The sequence below is a fragment of the Alteribacillus sp. JSM 102045 genome (genome assembly GCF_041949975.1).
Lineage (GTDB): Bacteria > Bacillota > Bacilli > Bacillales > Marinococcaceae > Alteribacillus.
Window position 1 is genome coordinate 36,919 of the sequence record NZ_JBHFQG010000001.1, and the last position, 16,190, is coordinate 53,108.

15 protein-coding genes are annotated in these 16,190 nt (G+C 39.2%); 14 read left to right on the forward strand and 1 reads right to left on the reverse strand.

Annotated features, from left to right (window positions below; genetic code table 11):
* Positions 1 to 85: 85 nt before the first annotated feature.
* Complete coding sequence (locus ACE1TI_RS00170) at positions 86 to 592, reverse strand: sigma-70 family RNA polymerase sigma factor (protein ID WP_375005547.1); 507 nt, start codon at positions 590 to 592, stop codon at positions 86 to 88.
* A gap of 518 nt (positions 593 to 1,110) precedes the next feature.
* Between ACE1TI_RS00170 and ACE1TI_RS00175 the strand changes: the two genes are divergently transcribed.
* The 14 genes from ACE1TI_RS00175 (at position 1,111) to ACE1TI_RS00240 (ending at position 16,049) form a co-directional block, all read left to right on the forward strand.
* Complete coding sequence (locus tag ACE1TI_RS00175; protein WP_375005548.1) at positions 1,111 to 1,824, forward strand: zinc-binding dehydrogenase; 714 nt, start codon at positions 1,111 to 1,113, stop codon at positions 1,822 to 1,824.
* A gap of 297 nt (positions 1,825 to 2,121) precedes the next feature.
* The gene (locus ACE1TI_RS00180) at positions 2,122 to 2,319 is read left to right on the forward strand and encodes a hypothetical protein (protein ID WP_375005549.1); all 198 of its coding nucleotides are present in this window, start codon (positions 2,122 to 2,124) and stop codon (positions 2,317 to 2,319) included.
* A gap of 37 nt (positions 2,320 to 2,356) precedes the next feature.
* On the forward strand, positions 2,357 to 3,283 hold the full coding sequence (locus ACE1TI_RS00185; RefSeq protein WP_375005550.1) for a CobW family GTP-binding protein: 927 nt from the start codon (positions 2,357 to 2,359) through the stop codon (positions 3,281 to 3,283).
* A 14-nt stretch (positions 3,284 to 3,297) separates the two neighbouring features.
* Positions 3,298 to 3,525: an iron-sulfur cluster assembly scaffold protein gene (locus tag ACE1TI_RS00190; protein WP_375005551.1), complete on the forward strand. Its 228-nt coding sequence runs from the start codon at positions 3,298 to 3,300 to the stop codon at positions 3,523 to 3,525.
* 576 nt (positions 3,526 to 4,101) lie between these two features.
* Entirely contained in the window at positions 4,102 to 7,095 is a 2,994-nt protein-coding gene (locus tag ACE1TI_RS00195) for a gamma-glutamyltransferase (protein WP_375005552.1), read from the forward strand.
* Positions 7,096 to 7,217: 122 nt separating this feature from the next.
* Entirely contained in the window at positions 7,218 to 8,138 is a 921-nt protein-coding gene (locus ACE1TI_RS00200; protein ID WP_375005553.1) for an LCP family glycopolymer transferase, read from the forward strand.
* A gap of 99 nt (positions 8,139 to 8,237) precedes the next feature.
* Positions 8,238 to 9,188 carry a polysaccharide deacetylase family protein gene (locus ACE1TI_RS00205; protein ID WP_375005554.1) on the forward strand — a complete coding sequence of 317 codons (951 nt, stop codon included), beginning with the start codon at positions 8,238 to 8,240 and terminating at the stop codon, positions 9,186 to 9,188.
* A gap of 423 nt (positions 9,189 to 9,611) precedes the next feature.
* Positions 9,612 to 9,971 (forward strand): DUF4064 domain-containing protein, encoded by a 360-nt coding sequence (locus ACE1TI_RS00210; RefSeq protein WP_375005555.1) that lies wholly within the window; start codon positions 9,612 to 9,614, stop codon positions 9,969 to 9,971.
* 91 nt (positions 9,972 to 10,062) lie between these two features.
* Positions 10,063 to 10,746, forward strand: coding sequence for a DUF3889 domain-containing protein (locus tag ACE1TI_RS00215; RefSeq protein ID WP_375005556.1), 684 nt, complete (start codon positions 10,063 to 10,065; stop codon positions 10,744 to 10,746).
* A gap of 546 nt (positions 10,747 to 11,292) precedes the next feature.
* A complete protein-coding gene (locus ACE1TI_RS00220; RefSeq protein WP_375005557.1) occupies positions 11,293 to 12,588 on the forward strand; it encodes a DUF4062 domain-containing protein in 1,296 nt (431 codons plus the stop codon).
* Positions 12,589 to 13,181: 593 nt separating this feature from the next.
* Positions 13,182 to 13,469: a hypothetical protein gene (locus ACE1TI_RS00225; protein ID WP_375005558.1), complete on the forward strand. Its 288-nt coding sequence runs from the start codon at positions 13,182 to 13,184 to the stop codon at positions 13,467 to 13,469.
* Between the two features lie 524 nt (positions 13,470 to 13,993).
* Positions 13,994 to 14,263 (forward strand): DUF4236 domain-containing protein, encoded by a 270-nt coding sequence (locus ACE1TI_RS00230; RefSeq protein ID WP_375005559.1) that lies wholly within the window; start codon positions 13,994 to 13,996, stop codon positions 14,261 to 14,263.
* Positions 14,264 to 14,286: 23 nt separating this feature from the next.
* Positions 14,287 to 15,060 carry a hypothetical protein gene (locus ACE1TI_RS00235; RefSeq protein ID WP_375005560.1) on the forward strand — a complete coding sequence of 258 codons (774 nt, stop codon included), beginning with the start codon at positions 14,287 to 14,289 and terminating at the stop codon, positions 15,058 to 15,060.
* Positions 15,057 to 16,049 (forward strand): thermonuclease family protein, encoded by a 993-nt coding sequence (locus tag ACE1TI_RS00240; RefSeq protein ID WP_375005561.1) that lies wholly within the window; start codon positions 15,057 to 15,059, stop codon positions 16,047 to 16,049. The genes ACE1TI_RS00235 and ACE1TI_RS00240 overlap by 4 nt, the downstream gene beginning before the upstream one ends.
* Positions 16,050 to 16,190 lie beyond the last annotated feature (141 nt).

Genomic DNA, 16,190 nt, shown 5'->3' on the forward strand with positions numbered 1-16,190 from the left:
CTAAGAGCATTCTGCCATCCTGGTCAACACTATCAAAATCTATCTGCACTCTTGAGGAGGAAAGGGGAGATTCCCCCTGCCTTCTTTAATCAACTAGAAAAGCTGATCCTCGCAGCTTATTAATCGCATTCTTCCGCCACGTCTTCACCGACGACGGTGCGACCTTATATTTCTCTGCAATCTCGGTTATTCCGCGACCATAAACGACATGCTCGATCACCCAGTCCTGTTCTCTTGGGCTCAATGCTTCTAAATAAGGAGCAAGACTATTAATTTCTTGATAAATACTTTCACTGCAGGGAGCGGCGGGTTCGGTGTTTTGTTCGAAATCACTTGGTTCATAGCGTTCTTCGTACCTCGATTCTTTTCTCAAGTGAGCGAGCATTTCACCTCTAACATATGAAAACGCGAAACTGGAAAAGGCACCTTTTTCTGCATCGAATTGTTCGTATGCTTTCCAGAGGGCGATAAACCCGATGTGCGTGTATTCTTCTGTATTTTTGTAAATCCTCAGTCGTTTGATCATTCCTAAGACAAGCGGCGTAAAGTCTTCGGCTACTTCTTCAAACGGAATGCCTAGTGCGTGGTTCATGCTATCTTTTCTCCAATAAGAACGGCGCGCCTTCTCTTGTATTCCATGGTAGCTTGATCATAATTGGAAAAAGAAATAGCGGCGAATCGCAGAATAACAGGTTTTACAGCTGCAGAGAAATCCATATTTAAAATTAAAAACCCCTGCATTTCAAAACCACTGTACTTTTTATCACAACATTCCAAGTTCCGTGCAAATTGTAGAAAGGAGCCAGTTTTTTGTTAATAGAACTAAAAAACACTGAAATCTCAGTGTTTTTACAATTATATCAAGCTGGAATAGATAACCAATTGTGATAAGATTAGCGTATAAATTTGACTTAAATTGGGAGAGGCGGAGGTTAAAAGCATGAAAGCAGCATATTCGATTATGATGGTACTTATATTATGGATGGGTACAGCAGCCTGCAGTTCAGAAGAGAATATGGAAACGGAAGCGGATCAGGTAGATCAACAAGAAGAGCAGTAGACAGGAGAAGAAAGTGGTTTTTCGGAGGAAGAAAGTCAAGAGGAGACAATGTGCATTGTGAAAATCTGGTTTTTCCCGGTTTAACTGCTGATGGGGGGGACGCGGAATATTTAAAAACCTCTGAACGAGCTCTGATAAAATTAGAAAACGGCGTGGAACCAAAAGATGTAGCACCTTTGGCAGACGCTGGAATAACAGCTTATAGAGCGGTTCAAAAAGCTGCTCCTTTAGCTAAACCAGGAACAAAAGCACTATTAATTGGAATGGGTGGGCTTGGTCACATAGCGGTGCAGCTTCTGCGAGAATTTGGTAATTCCGATATCATTGCTATGGATACCAATGAAGAAAGGTTAAAATTAGCCGTCGACTACGGGGCGGATGAAAATGTTTTAGTTAAAGATGGAATGATTGAAGAGGTGCTGCATCTTTCTGAAGACAAAGGAGTAGATTTAATTATAGATCTTGTAGGAATAGATCAAACCCATGAAGATAGCATGAAAATGCTGAAAAAGGGCGGTTCCTATTTTGTAGTTGGTTATGGTGGTGCGTTACATGTACCTTCATTGAATATTATTAATAATGAAGTGAATATAGTGGGGAGTCTTGTGGGCAATTACAATCAATTGTATGAATTAATGAAATTACATGCGAAAGGGAAAATACACCTGCACTCTACTTCTTATCCATTGAGCGAAGCGAATGAAGTCTTAAAAATGCTGGACGAGGGAAAAATTAACGGCCGTACCGTTTTAGTTCCAGGATAAAATACTTAAATCGAAGGGTTTGCCTAAGAGGCACCTTAATATAAATTGAATGCAAAAGTAGCGTTTCTTCGTCGATTTACACGGTGAAGAAGCGCTGTTTTAATGTAAGAGGAGTCCAAAGTACTGTTGACTTAAAATGAAACATCGACTAGAATTCTTGTACATAAATAGTAATGATTACGATTATTGATTTGATGGATATACACATGGTCATCAAGCCATCCGTGACGAAATAAAAAACTGGTCTGGCTGAATACATTCACACCACCCGGACGCGCTGTAACGGAAGATGTGAAGATGCTTGTGTTGTGGTGGTTTACCCGGAAGGAGTATGGTACAAAGCAATCAGCCCTGATTTGGGGGAGAAAAATTATTAATCAACATATCCAAAAAAATGAGCCTCTTCACCCGTTAATTACTTACCGTTACCAATATACAAGCTTTGAGCCTGGCAATATATCTTCTGTTGGCATATCTAAATCTACAAAACAATAATAATAAACGTATTTTCTAACTGGGGAGGAGAGCTATTTTGAACCATCACCGAGCAGATATTTACATCTTAAACGGTTTTCTCGGAAGCGGAAAAAGCACGATGCTCAGGCACTTACTTCAGAAAGAGAAAGAAGCTGGAAGGAATGTGGCTGTTTTGATGAATGAATTGGGAGAGAAAAGCATTGATTCATCCGTTGTTCCTTCCGATACAACATTAAAAGAGCTATTAAACGGCTGCATCTGTTGTACCATCAAGGGCCAGCTCAGCCAGCAATTGGACGATTTATTCAATCAACACACACTTGATGCGGTATACATTGAAGCAACTGGTGCAGCTCATCCTGTCGAAGTCATTGAGGCTTGCACTCATCCATTTATCGCAGACAAATTAAGAATAAAAGCCGTCACCACTCTGGTTGACACGAAACAATGGATAGAGAAAAAAGGAAGCATCAAGGTAAAAAAATTAATGAAAGAGCAAGTAAAATATGCCGATATTGTCGTTCTTAATAAGATAGACAAAGTAAGCAGAAGCGAACAAGAGACGGCAAATCAAACGATAAAAGAAATAAATCCAAAAGCAAAAGTTCTTCTTACCACGTACGCTCATATAGATTTAACGATTTTATTTTCACAAAAAAATCATTCGTCTTTTCTGTCGCAAACGGAAAATAATACGCATGCAGAGAAAGATCTGCATCTTCACTCTTTAACATTCCCGCTGCCAAAACAAGTAAGCCGGCTCAAGTTTTCTCAGTGGATCAAAGAAATGGAAGCAAATGTATTTCGAATGAAAGGATTTGTAAGGTTTACCAGCGGCCCCGAAATTTTTCTGTTTAATTACTCTTATGGAGGATTAACCTTTGAGAAATATCATCAAGAAAGAGATGTTTCCCTGGTTCTGGTCATCATCGGAGAGGACCTTGATGAGAAAAAAATCAAGAAAGGACTTCAACTGCTTTAAACAAGGAGGATTGGATGCTCGATCCATTGTACCGTCATCTTGTCATGGACCATGCAAAGTACCGGCGAAATCATGGGGCATTAAAAGGAGAAGGCGTACACCACCTATATTATAAAAATCCAACATGCCGAGTAATGACCTCTGTATTGGAACTTTTCTCCGGAGGGATAAAAGATATTTCCTTTGTTGGGGAAGGCTGGAGCATCAGCATTTTGTCTTGTTCCATGATGACTGATTGGTAAAAGGAAAAGCAATCGAAGAAGTAAAAAAAATAAAATGGAGGTGTTGATTAAAAAGGGACATTCTCCTGACTTCGTAGATTTAGGCGATGTTTTGGCGCTAGCGTTCACCGGCCATAATTGCTTAATGGCCTGGCAGGCACTCGATAAAGCATTAGAGACAACGAACAAAAATAAGTTCATGGGCAGGGTTACCTATTATGGCAAGCCTGTCCTTTCTGTCCCCGGCATTTCTTCACTATATTGTCCGTTTGTTTTCCTCTTTGATTTTCCCCATTGTAATCATTGTTTGTAGGAGTCATCATATATCCCATAAGTCCTCATTATCCACGACATATCCTTATTTTCTTTTTGCTTTAATGATTTTCTGGCGTTCTTCATGTTGGGTTGGAATACGTCATCTTGACATAAAACGACTTTGTTAAGTCCACTATGATTTGCCACTTCTTACTGTAATAAGAACGTTAATTTTTTTACATTTCGATTAAATAGACACTTTTCCCTATTTTTTTTGATAGCATAACCATTGGTGATTTTTATACCATTTTAATACATTACTTAGGAGGAGGTGAACTGTCCTTGCTAAAAAAATTACTATCGTTATGTTTGATTCTAAATATTTTTGTTCTAGGTGGAATAGTTCACCCCCATTCAGTATCAAGTGAAGAAAATAGCGTTACTGATCCTACTGAAACATATGACAATTATGGTGTAAGTTCTTCCCACCCTGCCGCAGTTGAAGTCGGTATGGAAGTGCTTGAAAATGGTGGAAATGCCGTTGATGCTGCCATTGCCGTTTCATATGCGCTGGGAGTGGTAGAGCCGTTTGGATCAGGGATTGGCGGCGGGGGGCAAATGTTACTTTTACCGCCAGACGAAAATGAACCTGTTGTTTATGACTATCGGGCAAGAGCCCCTTCTGATGAAGAGTGGGATGACAAAGTATCAGGTGTCCCTGGTCTCGTTAAAGGGCTGGATGTTATCTATCAGGATTATGGGTTAACACCATTTGAGGACCTTATTTCACCTGCAATTTCCCTAGCCAAAGACGGATTTAAGGTCGATTATCTATTATGGGAACGTCTTGAAGGCGCTTCTTATCGCATGCCGGTAGAAGATTTGCCGCATTTCTACCCTGAAGGTGAAGCTGTAGAGCCAGGAGAAACGTTAAAGCAGACGGAATTGGCAAAAACCCTAACTCAAATCAAAGAAAACGGTCCGAACGCTTTTTATAATGGTGAAATTAGTAAGCAATTAATCCAATCTGTTCCATACTTGGACGAAGAAGAGCTGGAAGAATATGAAGTTGAGATCACAGAACCTGTGAAAGGAGAACTAAATGACGGGACCATTTATTCTGCGAGTCCTCCTCTTGCCGGAGTGTCCGTCGTTCAGTCGTTACTACTTGCTGAAAAATTGAATATAGCTGAAACAAAAGATAATGAAGGTCAATTCGCCCACTTAATGACAGAAATCTCAAAAGTAACAAAAAATGATCGAATAACAGAAGTCGGTGATCCGTCCTTTACTGATGTTGAGGTGGATGAGCTCATCAGCGATAATCATATCGAAAACCTAGCAGATCAAATTTCTACTTCACATCTTTCACGAGAAACAGTGGATGATGAGGAAAATGTCGAAGACGAACATACAGATACGACTCACTTTGTCATTATAGATCCGGATGGAATGGTCGTATCTGCAACCCATACATTAAGTAATTTCTTCGGTTCAGGAGACTATACGGCTGGTTTTTTTATAAATAATTCAATTGAATATTTCAGCCGTTATAGCGATTCACCAAACAGTTATGAACCTGGCAAGCGCTCAAGAAGTTTAACAGCCCCGACTATATTTACCAATGAAGAAAGAGTTTTTGGAATCGGAACCCCAGGAGGAAACCGAATTCCACCTGTCATGGCACAAGTGTTAGCCAGGCATTTCTATTTTGATGAATCACTTAAAGACGCTGTAGAAGCTAAACGGTTCTATGGAGAAGATGAAAATCTGTATGTAGAGGATGGTTTTTCTGATGAAGTATTGAAAGATATTACAAAAAAAGGATATCAATCTGATACAAAAAATTTGGCCGTCTATTTCGGGGGAATTCAATCCCTTGAATTAAATAAAGAAGACGGTTCAATTAATGGAATTGCCGATGCACGACGAGCCGGATTATGGGATGCAAAAGATAAAAATAAATGGATAGATTATTTTGAGATTCTGTTTAGTATTTTCTTCATATTAGGGATTATTTTTCCATTGCTTCATTTAATCCATTCATCCCCTTGGTTTCGAACAAAAAGTGAAGGGGTTATTCGAAAACTTGAAAAAGAAAAGGGGATTAGTATTCTAGTCCCTTGTTACAATGAACAAGGAATTATCGAAACTTCAATTGAAAATATGAAATCATTATCTTATTCAAAGTTTGAGGTTGTTTATGTCAATGATGGTTCAACGGATCAGACACTTCCTCTTTTGAATAAGTTTTTAAAGTTGAAACCAAGCTCTAAAGCTCCACTCGGAAAATTGTCGCATAAAAAAGTGAAAAATGTTTATCAATCTGATCTTTATCCTAATATATACGTTATAGATAAATCGAATGGAGGAAAAGCTGATGCCTTAAATGCGGGTATTGAATATGCCAGCGAGAGTTTGGTTGTCACGTTAGATGCAGATACCATTTTGACAGATAGTGCCTTGCCAAAGGTCAATGAAACATTTGAAGATAAAGATGTTGTTGCTGCAGGTGGAATGGTGCACATATTACAAACCAAAACATCTAAACCGTTGAGCCGTTTGTCTTTACTTCATGCAAACATGTTAGTACGTTTACAAATGTTTGATTTTCTAAAAGCATTCTATATTACAAAGTTATCACTGGCACGCTTTGATGCTTTAGCGATCATATCAGGAGCATTCGGTATTTTTAGAAAACAAGCTCTTATTGATATAGGGGGTTATCGATCAACGATAGGAGAGGATATTGACATAACATTACGCATACATAGGTACATATCCGGACATGTCAACAAAAAAGTTGTTCATATAAAAGACGCAATTTCTTATACTGAGCTACCTGAAAACTGGAAGGATTTTTTCAAACAACGTATACGTTGGCAAAAAGCTTATATAGACTGCGTCATCCATTTGCGGTCCTTCTTTTCGAAAACTTTATTTACGAAAGCAGTCTCGTTTTTCTATATCGTTGAATCATTTCTAGTTGGGATCGTTTCTGCTTTTGTCATGACAGTTTTTTTTGTGGTGAACGCTATCTTGTATCCCCCTGATTCCTATTTATACTATACATTATTCTACTTGTCCTACCTTTTTGTATTTGGTGTTGTGTATGATTTAGCAGCCATTGCATTGAATAGGCATTACGGATTTAAGTTTCAAAAGAAGGATATATCTTCCTTATTTATTACAATTCTTATAGATGTTTTTCTCTATCGTTTTGTCCTGATATACGTGGCAATACACGGAACGATTGCTTATTTCTTTAACAAAGATTGGAATAAAGTTTCTCGAACAGGCCGGGATTATCAAACTGGTCCTAAACGTGCTGCATAGTCTAGTAGTTATAGTTAACCAAGTTAAACGCCGTAAATACTCAATTCGTCTTGGGCTTTTACGGCATTTTTCGTTCTTATTCTGAGATGAACGAGGAGATTGAAATGCTAGGAGGTACCATAATGGGAACTGAAAAGAGAAAGAAAATTCTACTTATTATCATAACAACAATTGGCGTGTTAGTTTTAGGTGCAGGAGGCTACGTATGGCAGGTAGTAATGTCAACTGTAGCAAATATTCAAGAAAATATTGATCGAGTAAAATCTGAAAAGCGCCTAGAAGAAATTAATTTTAAAGATGGTGATCCAATCTCTGTCTTGCTAATGGGGGTTGATGATCTTGAAAGTCGTCAAGACCTTGGGCGGAGTGATTCATTAATTTTATTAACCATTAATCCACACACCGAATCAATAAACATGGTAAGCATTCCTCGTGATACGTATACTGAAATAAGAGGAAATAGAACGAAAGATAAAATTAGCCACGCACATGCAATTGGCGGAAGTCAAATGACGATACGTACTGTCGAGCATTTTTTAGATGTCCCTGTTGATTATTTTGTAAAGGTCAATATGGAAAGTTTTAAAGACATTGTTGATGCAGTAGGAGGAGTGGAAGTATATAATGATCTCGATTTCACTTTTTATGACGAGCATTATCCGAAAGGTACGATCTCTTTAGATGGTGAAAAAGCACTCGGCTACTCTCGTATGAGACATGCAGATCCACGAGGAGATTTTGGCCGGCAACTTCGACAGCGTCAAGTTATTGAAGCTGTCATTAAGAAGGGGTCAAGCATATCCTCTATTACGAACTTTACTGATATCTTTCAAGTCGTTGAGAACAATGTAAAAACGAATTTGACGTTAGATGACATGTGGAATATTCAATCAGGATATAAAAAGGCCATCAATCATATAGAACAGCACCAAATGGAAGGAGAAGATAAAAAAAAGAATGGAGTTTACTATTATTTTCCGGATGAGGAAAATCTACAGTTACTTTCTAATGAACTAAAAGAACATCTTGAGGTGAATAAATAATACATTTCAAGTGGGCATTGAGCTCGCTATTGCGCCTGCTATGATTAAACCAATTTTTAATTTTTAAATAAACCTATAGTGATAGGATGAGGTCAAATCATGCTTAAAATGCTACCATTTTTCTTCGTTTGTCTGACTATGTTTGATAAATCTGCAATGGCTGAGACTTACATGGTTGAATCAGGCGATACCCTTTCTAAGATTTCCGACAAGCATGGAGCATCATTAGATAAGCTTGTTAACCTGAACAAATTACAATCTACTATACTCGAGCCAGGTCAATACTTAGAAATTCCAGACACGCACATAGTTAGTGGAGGGGACACACTTTATCACATTTCGAATAAGCTCGGAGTCTCTATACCTGAGTTATTAGAAGCGACCCCAATAATTAAAAATCCTCATTGGATTTATCCTGGACAAATAATCAATGTTCCAATAAAAAATGAAATGATTTATATGGGAAATCCCAGTAAGAAAAGAATCGCCCTTACTTTTGACGACGGTCCAGAAGATAACTATACCCCGAAAATTTTAGAGATCTTAAGGAAAAAAGGTGTGAACGCTACCTTTTTTGTGATGGGAGAGAGGGCCAAGGAGTATCCAGAGCGACTAAGACAAATTTACAAACAAGGACATGCTATAGGCAACCATACTTGGGATCACCCTCATTTACCTGATCTCACGGACAAGCAATTTATTGAAAATATCCAATCTACAACTGCAGAAATTGAGGAAATTACAGGGTTCAAACCAGATTTATTCAGACCTCCATTTGGAGAAATTGAAGATCGACAGGTAGCACTGCTTCATAAACAAGGCTACCGTTCGATCATGTGGACGGCTGATACAAAGGACTGGCGCGGAGTGTCTGCAGAAGAAATTGTATCAAGAGTGAAGCAAGATGCTAGCTCAGGGGTTATAGTCCTTCAACATAACTACCATGCATCGGGGCAATTTGAAACTGTTAAGGCATTGCCTCAAATCATTGATGAATTACACGCACAGGGCTATAAGTTTGTTACAGTTCCAACACTCTTAGATAAATAGAAATGAATTTATAATATGGAGAAGGGAGGGACTAATCTCTAAACTCTTAACCACTCTTAAGGCTGGTCCGCAAGTGCTTTTCGCTCGAAACAAAGGCCTTTACGCTTTTCTAGATTCAGCGGAAGAGATTCCCGTTTGTTTATTTTTGCCTTTGATATGCAGGCAACGATCCTGCCTGTCGAATGCGTGAGCAGCCTTATTTTTTTAATGCTAAATCTAACCCTCCAATTCTTCATCATACGTTAAGCGATTAATACTGAAAGATAAACACGTTTGATTTTATACGGGTCCAGGATTTCATCCCCTCCTACTCGATTGTTTATTTTGATAATGCTTGTACTGGTAAATACAGGGAATATTTATCTTTCTCTCAAAATATTATACATATGTGCACTTATCCTTATGTTAGAAGGGGGTGGCTGGATGAGCAGAGTCACGGAAATGGTTCTGGGAATTATTGGAGGGCTAATTGGATTTGGGGGAGCCTTTTTTGCTTTATTTATGGGAAGCCTTGATGAAGCCTTCAATGAAACGGCCAGCAGTTTAACAGGATTGGGCGCTAGTGCTTTTTTGTTTAGTGCTTTAGCTATTGCAGGAGCGATTTTGGTTAAGTTTAAACCGAAATTAGGCGGCTGGTTAATGGCCATCAGCGGCATCGCTATCTTAATTTCAATTAGTTTATTCGGAGTGGTTCCGGCTCTTTTCCTTGTTCCAGCAGGATTAATGGGTATTTTACGTAAAGAAAAACCAGCGCAAGGAGCAAGTCATAAAGAAGAAAGTTAATCTATTTCAACTGCAGGAAAAATAATTTGTCACAGTCCAACCTCTCCTGGGCATATATTAACCCAGAGTTTTGAAGACAGGAGGAAAAATTATGTACTTTCATTACTACCAATTCCCACCGCTACATCCCTATGCAGCGAACCCTTATCAAGGGCAATATTATGGGGCGCATCCTTATTTCACGGACGATAGAAATTATTTCGGGTATTCTTACGGCTTTGAGCGGCAGCAATCTGTTCGCGGGCAGGCTACCTGGACAGAAGGAGGAGAGGTGACAAAGTGCGGAATCCCCTGGTCTACAAATGATTATATGACTGCAGCAGTAGGAGAAGATTCCCCATATCAATGCGGCCAGATGCTTAGAGTAAAAAATCTTTCTGATCCCGATAAAGAAGTGACTGTTATGGTCGTCGACGAGACGAGAGGTTATCCGCCCAATAAAATCAATCTTCACCGTAATGCCTTTGAGGCTCTGGGCGCCAACCTCGACGTAGGTGTTTTAAATGTTGAAATTACCCCAGTAGAAGAGTCTGAATCAGATTTTGATAACGGAAGATGGGGAGATTATTTATCAGTCATCACGCAAACAGCTTTTCCAAGTTATTATGTGACAAACTTCCGGGCCGTTGGAAAAACACCTTTAAATCCGCATCAAACGAAAGAGACGTACAATCTGTTATTACAATCACCGCAGGAAGCGAAGCAGGTTCGTGGAAATGTTGTTTATCATACAAACACTAATCAGGTGATTGCTTTTGATATACAGGAGCTGTGAATAGTTAGGAAGAAGGGGCTGCTTAGGCGGCTCCTTCTTCAGTGTGGCGAGGATGCAGAAAGATGACGGGCGGCATGGAGAAGGACCCTCATTCCGCTATTTTGCTAAAATAGGGTCGAAAAGAAGGTTTCGCGGACCCTCGTTTCGTTATTAGTTGTAAAAACTCCTGAAAAGAGGCCATTTACTCTCTGTCCGCGAACACTCTCTAAGGACGATTTTTATACAAATAAGAGATCCTATGTCTGTATTTTTTCTAATGCCAAAAAGCCAAACCGGCCCCACAACTAGAGCGCCTGGCAGTTTAAAAGAAGCAGGGATTCGACGTTCGTTTGAAATATGTGTGATTTCATATACACCTAGGCGAAATACAGGCCTTCGCCGCCTTCACCCTTGGTAGCTGGTGAAGATTCTTTTTCTTCCAAACCTCGTGGTGAAAGAAAATCCTCTCATTTTGGCAAAACACGTCGAATTTCTCGTCTTTCCCAACGCATGGATTATGGTAAAATTTAGATATAGCATCGATAATTGGGAAGGGAGGTCTTTCCCTTGATCAATAAAACACGAATTTTTATTAGTTCTGCGTATGAAGAAGATCTAAAAACGCCGCGGAAAATGGTGAAAAAACATTTAGAAGAAAGCGGGCATGACGTACCTATTTTTGAAGACGGTGATTTTGGAACGTGGGAAAAAGATACCCTAAAGCAATGCCAGGATGTTGTGAGAGCAAGTGATGTTTTCGTCCTCCTCATTCATCGAAAGTCAGGGGCGAGCACAAAGCTCTTGCCAGGAAATGTGACGCCTGCTTATTTAGAATACAAAGCGGCTGTTATGGAAAAAAAACATATCCTTGTATTTGTATCTCCCGAGGTAAAGGAGAATTTTTTCCGCATTCAAAAGAAACTAGAAGACCTTCACAATACCTATTTAGACAACCATCACCGTAAACCCGATTCCCCTTTTGAACCGTTTGAAAATTGGATAAAAGATGAAATAGAAAACGGCGGTCTTGCAAAACAATTTCTTGAAACAGCCGATCCATTTATTTGGGCATTTCTTTTTGAGGTGTTTCAAAACGGCCACTGGCTCTATGATTTTGACATTTCGAAGTCAGGAGAGCAGGCAAAAAATATTTCGGCAATGCTGAGTACGTCTTTACGCTCCGTCGTTAAATTTATCCCAGAAAGAGACAACCTTCAAAAGTTGAAAAAACAGGCATCTCAACTGCTTCACTTTGCCGATTACACCCTGATGATGCTAAATGAAAAAAACAAGATACAGGAAAATAACCACAGCAAAGCCTGGTCCGTTTTCTTAGATAAAGCAATAACGTTTTTCCAGCACCCTGTTGATATCGTGCAGGCTCCTGATTTTAATCCCACTGTAGTAAACACCATAAATGGTTGCTTTGCTGCCTTTCTTTATGTTGAAGACGAAGAGGGGGGGCTATGTTCTGTTGGAGGGAGCGGGGAAAAAGAAGGTTCCCTGGAGGAATTTGTGGTCGAAGCATTTGAAAAGGGAAAAAGAATCATTGCCAGCAAAGAAAAGGACCAAACAATCTGCATAGCGGAGCCAATCCATCCCTTCGTGTTGTGTCTTTATTTTTCCTTAGAACAACCAATGACAGAAGAACAAGCCAAAGCATACAGAAATGAAATGGAACGTGCGGTGATGGAAGAAAACGAGTATCATATTGAATTTTTGAAATTGCTCATAGGAGAAGGAGAAGAGAGTTTCATGATGCGGGTCCATTCATATGAAAAGCAGCCATCTATCTCGCAACATATTGATGCTCTGGAAAAAGCACTAATAGAATCAGAGGAAATCATGCCGCGAAAGAAGTAAGTCAGCTTATGGTTGCTGGCTTATTTTTTTGGTTATGTGTCAGTATGCGGTTTCGATTGAAGCGACAAGATTTTCGCTGATAATGATTCAAAAATCGCTGATAATCGTCCTATGGTCGCTGATAAACAATTAGCACCGTCCTATATTACCAACAATTCAAAAATTCTAAATTTTAAAAATATTTACAACGACAGTAGCGCAGCGGTTGTGCTGTAAGTAGGAACGGAGAATCGGAGAGCTTTGTTCTTGAAAAAGAGTAATCGACAGTGGACCTAGGTTCCGTTATTTCCTACATTTTCTCCTTCAGGAAGCACTTCGCAGACCGTTGTTCCATTATTTGCCGCAAATCACCTGATTTGGTTGAAAAGCAAATAACGGAACGAGGGTCCGCAAGCCAATTATACATATACTAGACACCAACGAAAAACCGCAGCCAACCCTGAAAAAGGCATACCAACTTTATAAAATCCGTTCATAAATAATGAGAATAGACTTAGTTAAAAAGGTTAGAATAGAGAGTGTTGAGACTTTTTATCTGATCACTTAGAATAGTATATACATATTACAATTGGAAATTCAGGGGGTAAATGGAAATGAGCGTCTCTATGAATGGTATGAAAGACGCAGAAAGGAAAGAGTGGAAAAGGGGTTATTTTCTCGTTTCAAATTCACCCATGACAGCAGATGTGATAGATATAAATGACTTTTTTTCCATGGAAGTATATAAAGCAGACAGGAAAGGAAATAAGCCGAAAAAAGCATGGAACAAGGCAAGAAGGCGTTATCAATTTTGCCACTATTATAAAATGTTTACCGAATGGAGCGGTCATACTGTAAAAAAATACGCGGTATTGCAAAAAACAATATCAGCGCCGCGGTAAAACTAATTCCAAAAGCAGCGAATAGTTAGGAAAAATGGGATTAGAATCGGGAGAAAGCTTGTTCCTCGGATTGGTGAGTGTTTCTCCCATAAACGTGAAAAATGTAAAACGTCCTCCAAAGAAAAAAAGCCAATTTCATTATTGGCTTTTTTGTTATTTAGGAAATTATGCTTTTACAAGTTGTGGATAACTATCTCCATATTGTTTGATCCGCGTCCCAGTGCAACGCAGAAGTCACCACATCCTGTGGAAGTAAGAGCGCCTTTCATGACTGAAGAACATTTACCTGTCGAGGCTGAACAGGGCTCTTGCGCTTTTGTTCTTTTGAAGAATTTTTATACAAAAAACTACTTTTTTGCATATAACAAAAAAATAATAGCTAGCAAAAAAGAGGGATTCGCGTTGCTAAAGCGTTTTGTTCATAAGTAATAAAATTGGTAAATTTAGTATGTGAAATGAATCTATTAGGAGTGGAGGGAGCAAATGAGAAAAAAGAAATTAATTAAGAGGAGGTGCTGGGGAAAATGGCATTTAGGTTTAGAAAAAGTTTTAAAGTAGCTCCTGGTGTGAGGTTAAATGTAGGGAAACGCGGTGTGAGTACCAGTGTGGGCGGGAAAGGCTTGCGAGTTAATACTAGTTCTCGAGGAGTTTCAGTTGGATCGAGCATACCAGGAACCGGTATTTCATATAACAAAAGGCTAACTTCTACTAGTAAAAATAGTAAACATAGGAAAAACAAGTCTCAAAGAGCAAAGAAAAAGACCATCAGAGGTACATTGCCGAACAGCAAGTAGAACAGTTTAATGCCCACGTGGATATGTTAACTTCTCTCCACGAAGGGGCAGCGGACAAGATTGATTGGCAGGAAATTGCTCATTCACCACCGCCTTCTACCACTTCGGAAGATGGATTACATGTCAGAAAGTTAAATGCACAAATAGAAAACTTTCAACCGACATTACGAGATAAAATTTTTAATAGAACCGAGGCACGCATTGAAAAAATGAAATCCCAATTACCGGAAGCTCAAGAGAAAGACCGTATCCATTATAAAGAGTGGCAGGACGAGGTACATCAAGCAAAACAAGTCCTAGAGGGAGACCGGAAAGCATGGAAAGAAGTTATCCATAAAACAAATCCATTTAAAGACTTGGAAGACTTGGGAAGTACCATAGATTTCTATGTGGAGGAAAAGAAGAATCAAGCTATGTTAAAAATGAAGGTAGATAAAAGAGTGGTTTCTGCGAAAGAGCTTTCGGTGACAAAAACAGGGAAACTATCTCAAAAAAATATGACCAAAGGGAAGCATTTTACATTGTTTCAAGAATATATTAGCAGTTCTGTTTTGCGTGCAGGCAGAGAGCTTTTTTCATTACTGCCATTAGATACTGTGGTGGTGCATGTTTATGGTCTGGCTGAAGCAGACGAAAAGAATGGATGCATTCTGTCTGTTTTCATGTACAAAAACGAAATGGAGGAGCTGCATTTTGAAAATATAGATTGCGTTGAGACAATTAAGACATTTACACATCATATGAAATTTCTTAAGACGAAAGGTTTCAGGCTTGTTGAGGAGGTTACAGAAGGTTGAAAAAAGGTTGTTTAGGATTCATTGTTTTATTTTTATTGATTGGAGTTGTAATAAATTTTCCTATTCTCAGTATTGGCTTGGTGGTTGCAGGCTGGGGACTGTATGAATGGAAAATAAATAAAGATCTCGGCGCCAGGTCAATAAAGCCAGGAATTATTGTATCTTTAGGTGTCTTATTTGTTGTAGTCAGCGCGATGACCAGAACTGCTGAAGAGGTTATAGAAGAGCAAACCTATCCTTCGAGTGTGGAAACCGATGAAGATCAAAAACAAGAAACAAGTGAAGATCAGAAGTCCGAAAAAGAAAACCATAACAATCGGGAGACCGAACAAGATAAGGATGAAAAATCTGAAAAAGAAACAGAGCAAGAGTCATCTCAAGACAAAGATGAATCGGCCGAGGTTACATCTGTTGTCGATGGGGATACCATAAAAGTGAATATGGACGGGGAGGAAGAAAGTGTCCGTCTTCTTTTAGTCGATACCCCAGAGACAAATCATCCAGAGCTTCCCGTTCAAGAATATGGACCGGAAGCTACTGAATTTGCTGAAGAAACCTTAAGTGGAGAAGAAGTGGAACTGGAATACGATGGTCCGAAACGTGACCATTATGATCGTATTCTTGCTTATATTTGGATAGAAGATGAGATGTTTAATGAAATGCTGTTAGAAGAAGGACTTGCTCGATACGCCTATGAATACGACCCTCCTTATACTCACTCCGACGTCCTGCAAGCTGCTGAAGAAAAAGCAAAAGAACAAAATAAAGGCGTATGGAGTATGGATGGGTATGTCACAGACGAAGGTTTTGAAATGGAAGACAACACTTCTTCCGACGAGTCAGAGCCTGCTTCTAGTTCCTCCGAAGAAAATGTGTACTATGAAAATTGTGATACAGTACGTGCAGCAGGTGCGGCACCGGTTTATGAAGGCGATCCTGGCTATGATACTCATCTGGACCGAGATGGGGATGGAGTAGGGTGTGAATAATGCTAAAATTAACGGCAGAGAAATGAAGTTTACGATGGAGATAATGTTTGGATGTGGAAATGAGGAAAAATTCGTTGTTTAGAAGACTTAAATACACTAAATAAGAGTAACATAACCCCGCACTGTTTCATGGAAGTGCGG

What these genes read in the sequence shown, in the direction of transcription:
- ACE1TI_RS00235 (WP_375005560.1), top strand. Translation starts at nt 14,287, where the DNA reads ATGTTAACTTCTCTCCACGAAGGGGCAGCGGACAAGATTGATTGGCAG.
- ACE1TI_RS00200 (WP_375005553.1), top strand. Translation starts at nt 7,218, where the DNA reads ATGGGAACTGAAAAGAGAAAGAAAATTCTACTTATTATCATAACAACA.
- ACE1TI_RS00225 (WP_375005558.1), top strand. Translation starts at nt 13,182, where the DNA reads ATGAGCGTCTCTATGAATGGTATGAAAGACGCAGAAAGGAAAGAGTGG.
- ACE1TI_RS00230 (WP_375005559.1), top strand. Translation starts at nt 13,994, where the DNA reads ATGGCATTTAGGTTTAGAAAAAGTTTTAAAGTAGCTCCTGGTGTGAGG.
- ACE1TI_RS00180 (WP_375005549.1), top strand. Translation starts at nt 2,122, where the DNA reads ATGCTTGTGTTGTGGTGGTTTACCCGGAAGGAGTATGGTACAAAGCAA.
- ACE1TI_RS00190 (WP_375005551.1), top strand. Translation starts at nt 3,298, where the DNA reads ATGCTCGATCCATTGTACCGTCATCTTGTCATGGACCATGCAAAGTAC.
- ACE1TI_RS00210 (WP_375005555.1), top strand. Translation starts at nt 9,612, where the DNA reads ATGAGCAGAGTCACGGAAATGGTTCTGGGAATTATTGGAGGGCTAATT.
- ACE1TI_RS00215 (WP_375005556.1), top strand. Translation starts at nt 10,063, where the DNA reads ATGTACTTTCATTACTACCAATTCCCACCGCTACATCCCTATGCAGCG.
- ACE1TI_RS00170 (WP_375005547.1), bottom strand. Translation starts at nt 592, where the DNA reads ATGAACCACGCACTAGGCATTCCGTTTGAAGAAGTAGCCGAAGACTTT.
- ACE1TI_RS00205 (WP_375005554.1), top strand. Translation starts at nt 8,238, where the DNA reads ATGCTTAAAATGCTACCATTTTTCTTCGTTTGTCTGACTATGTTTGAT.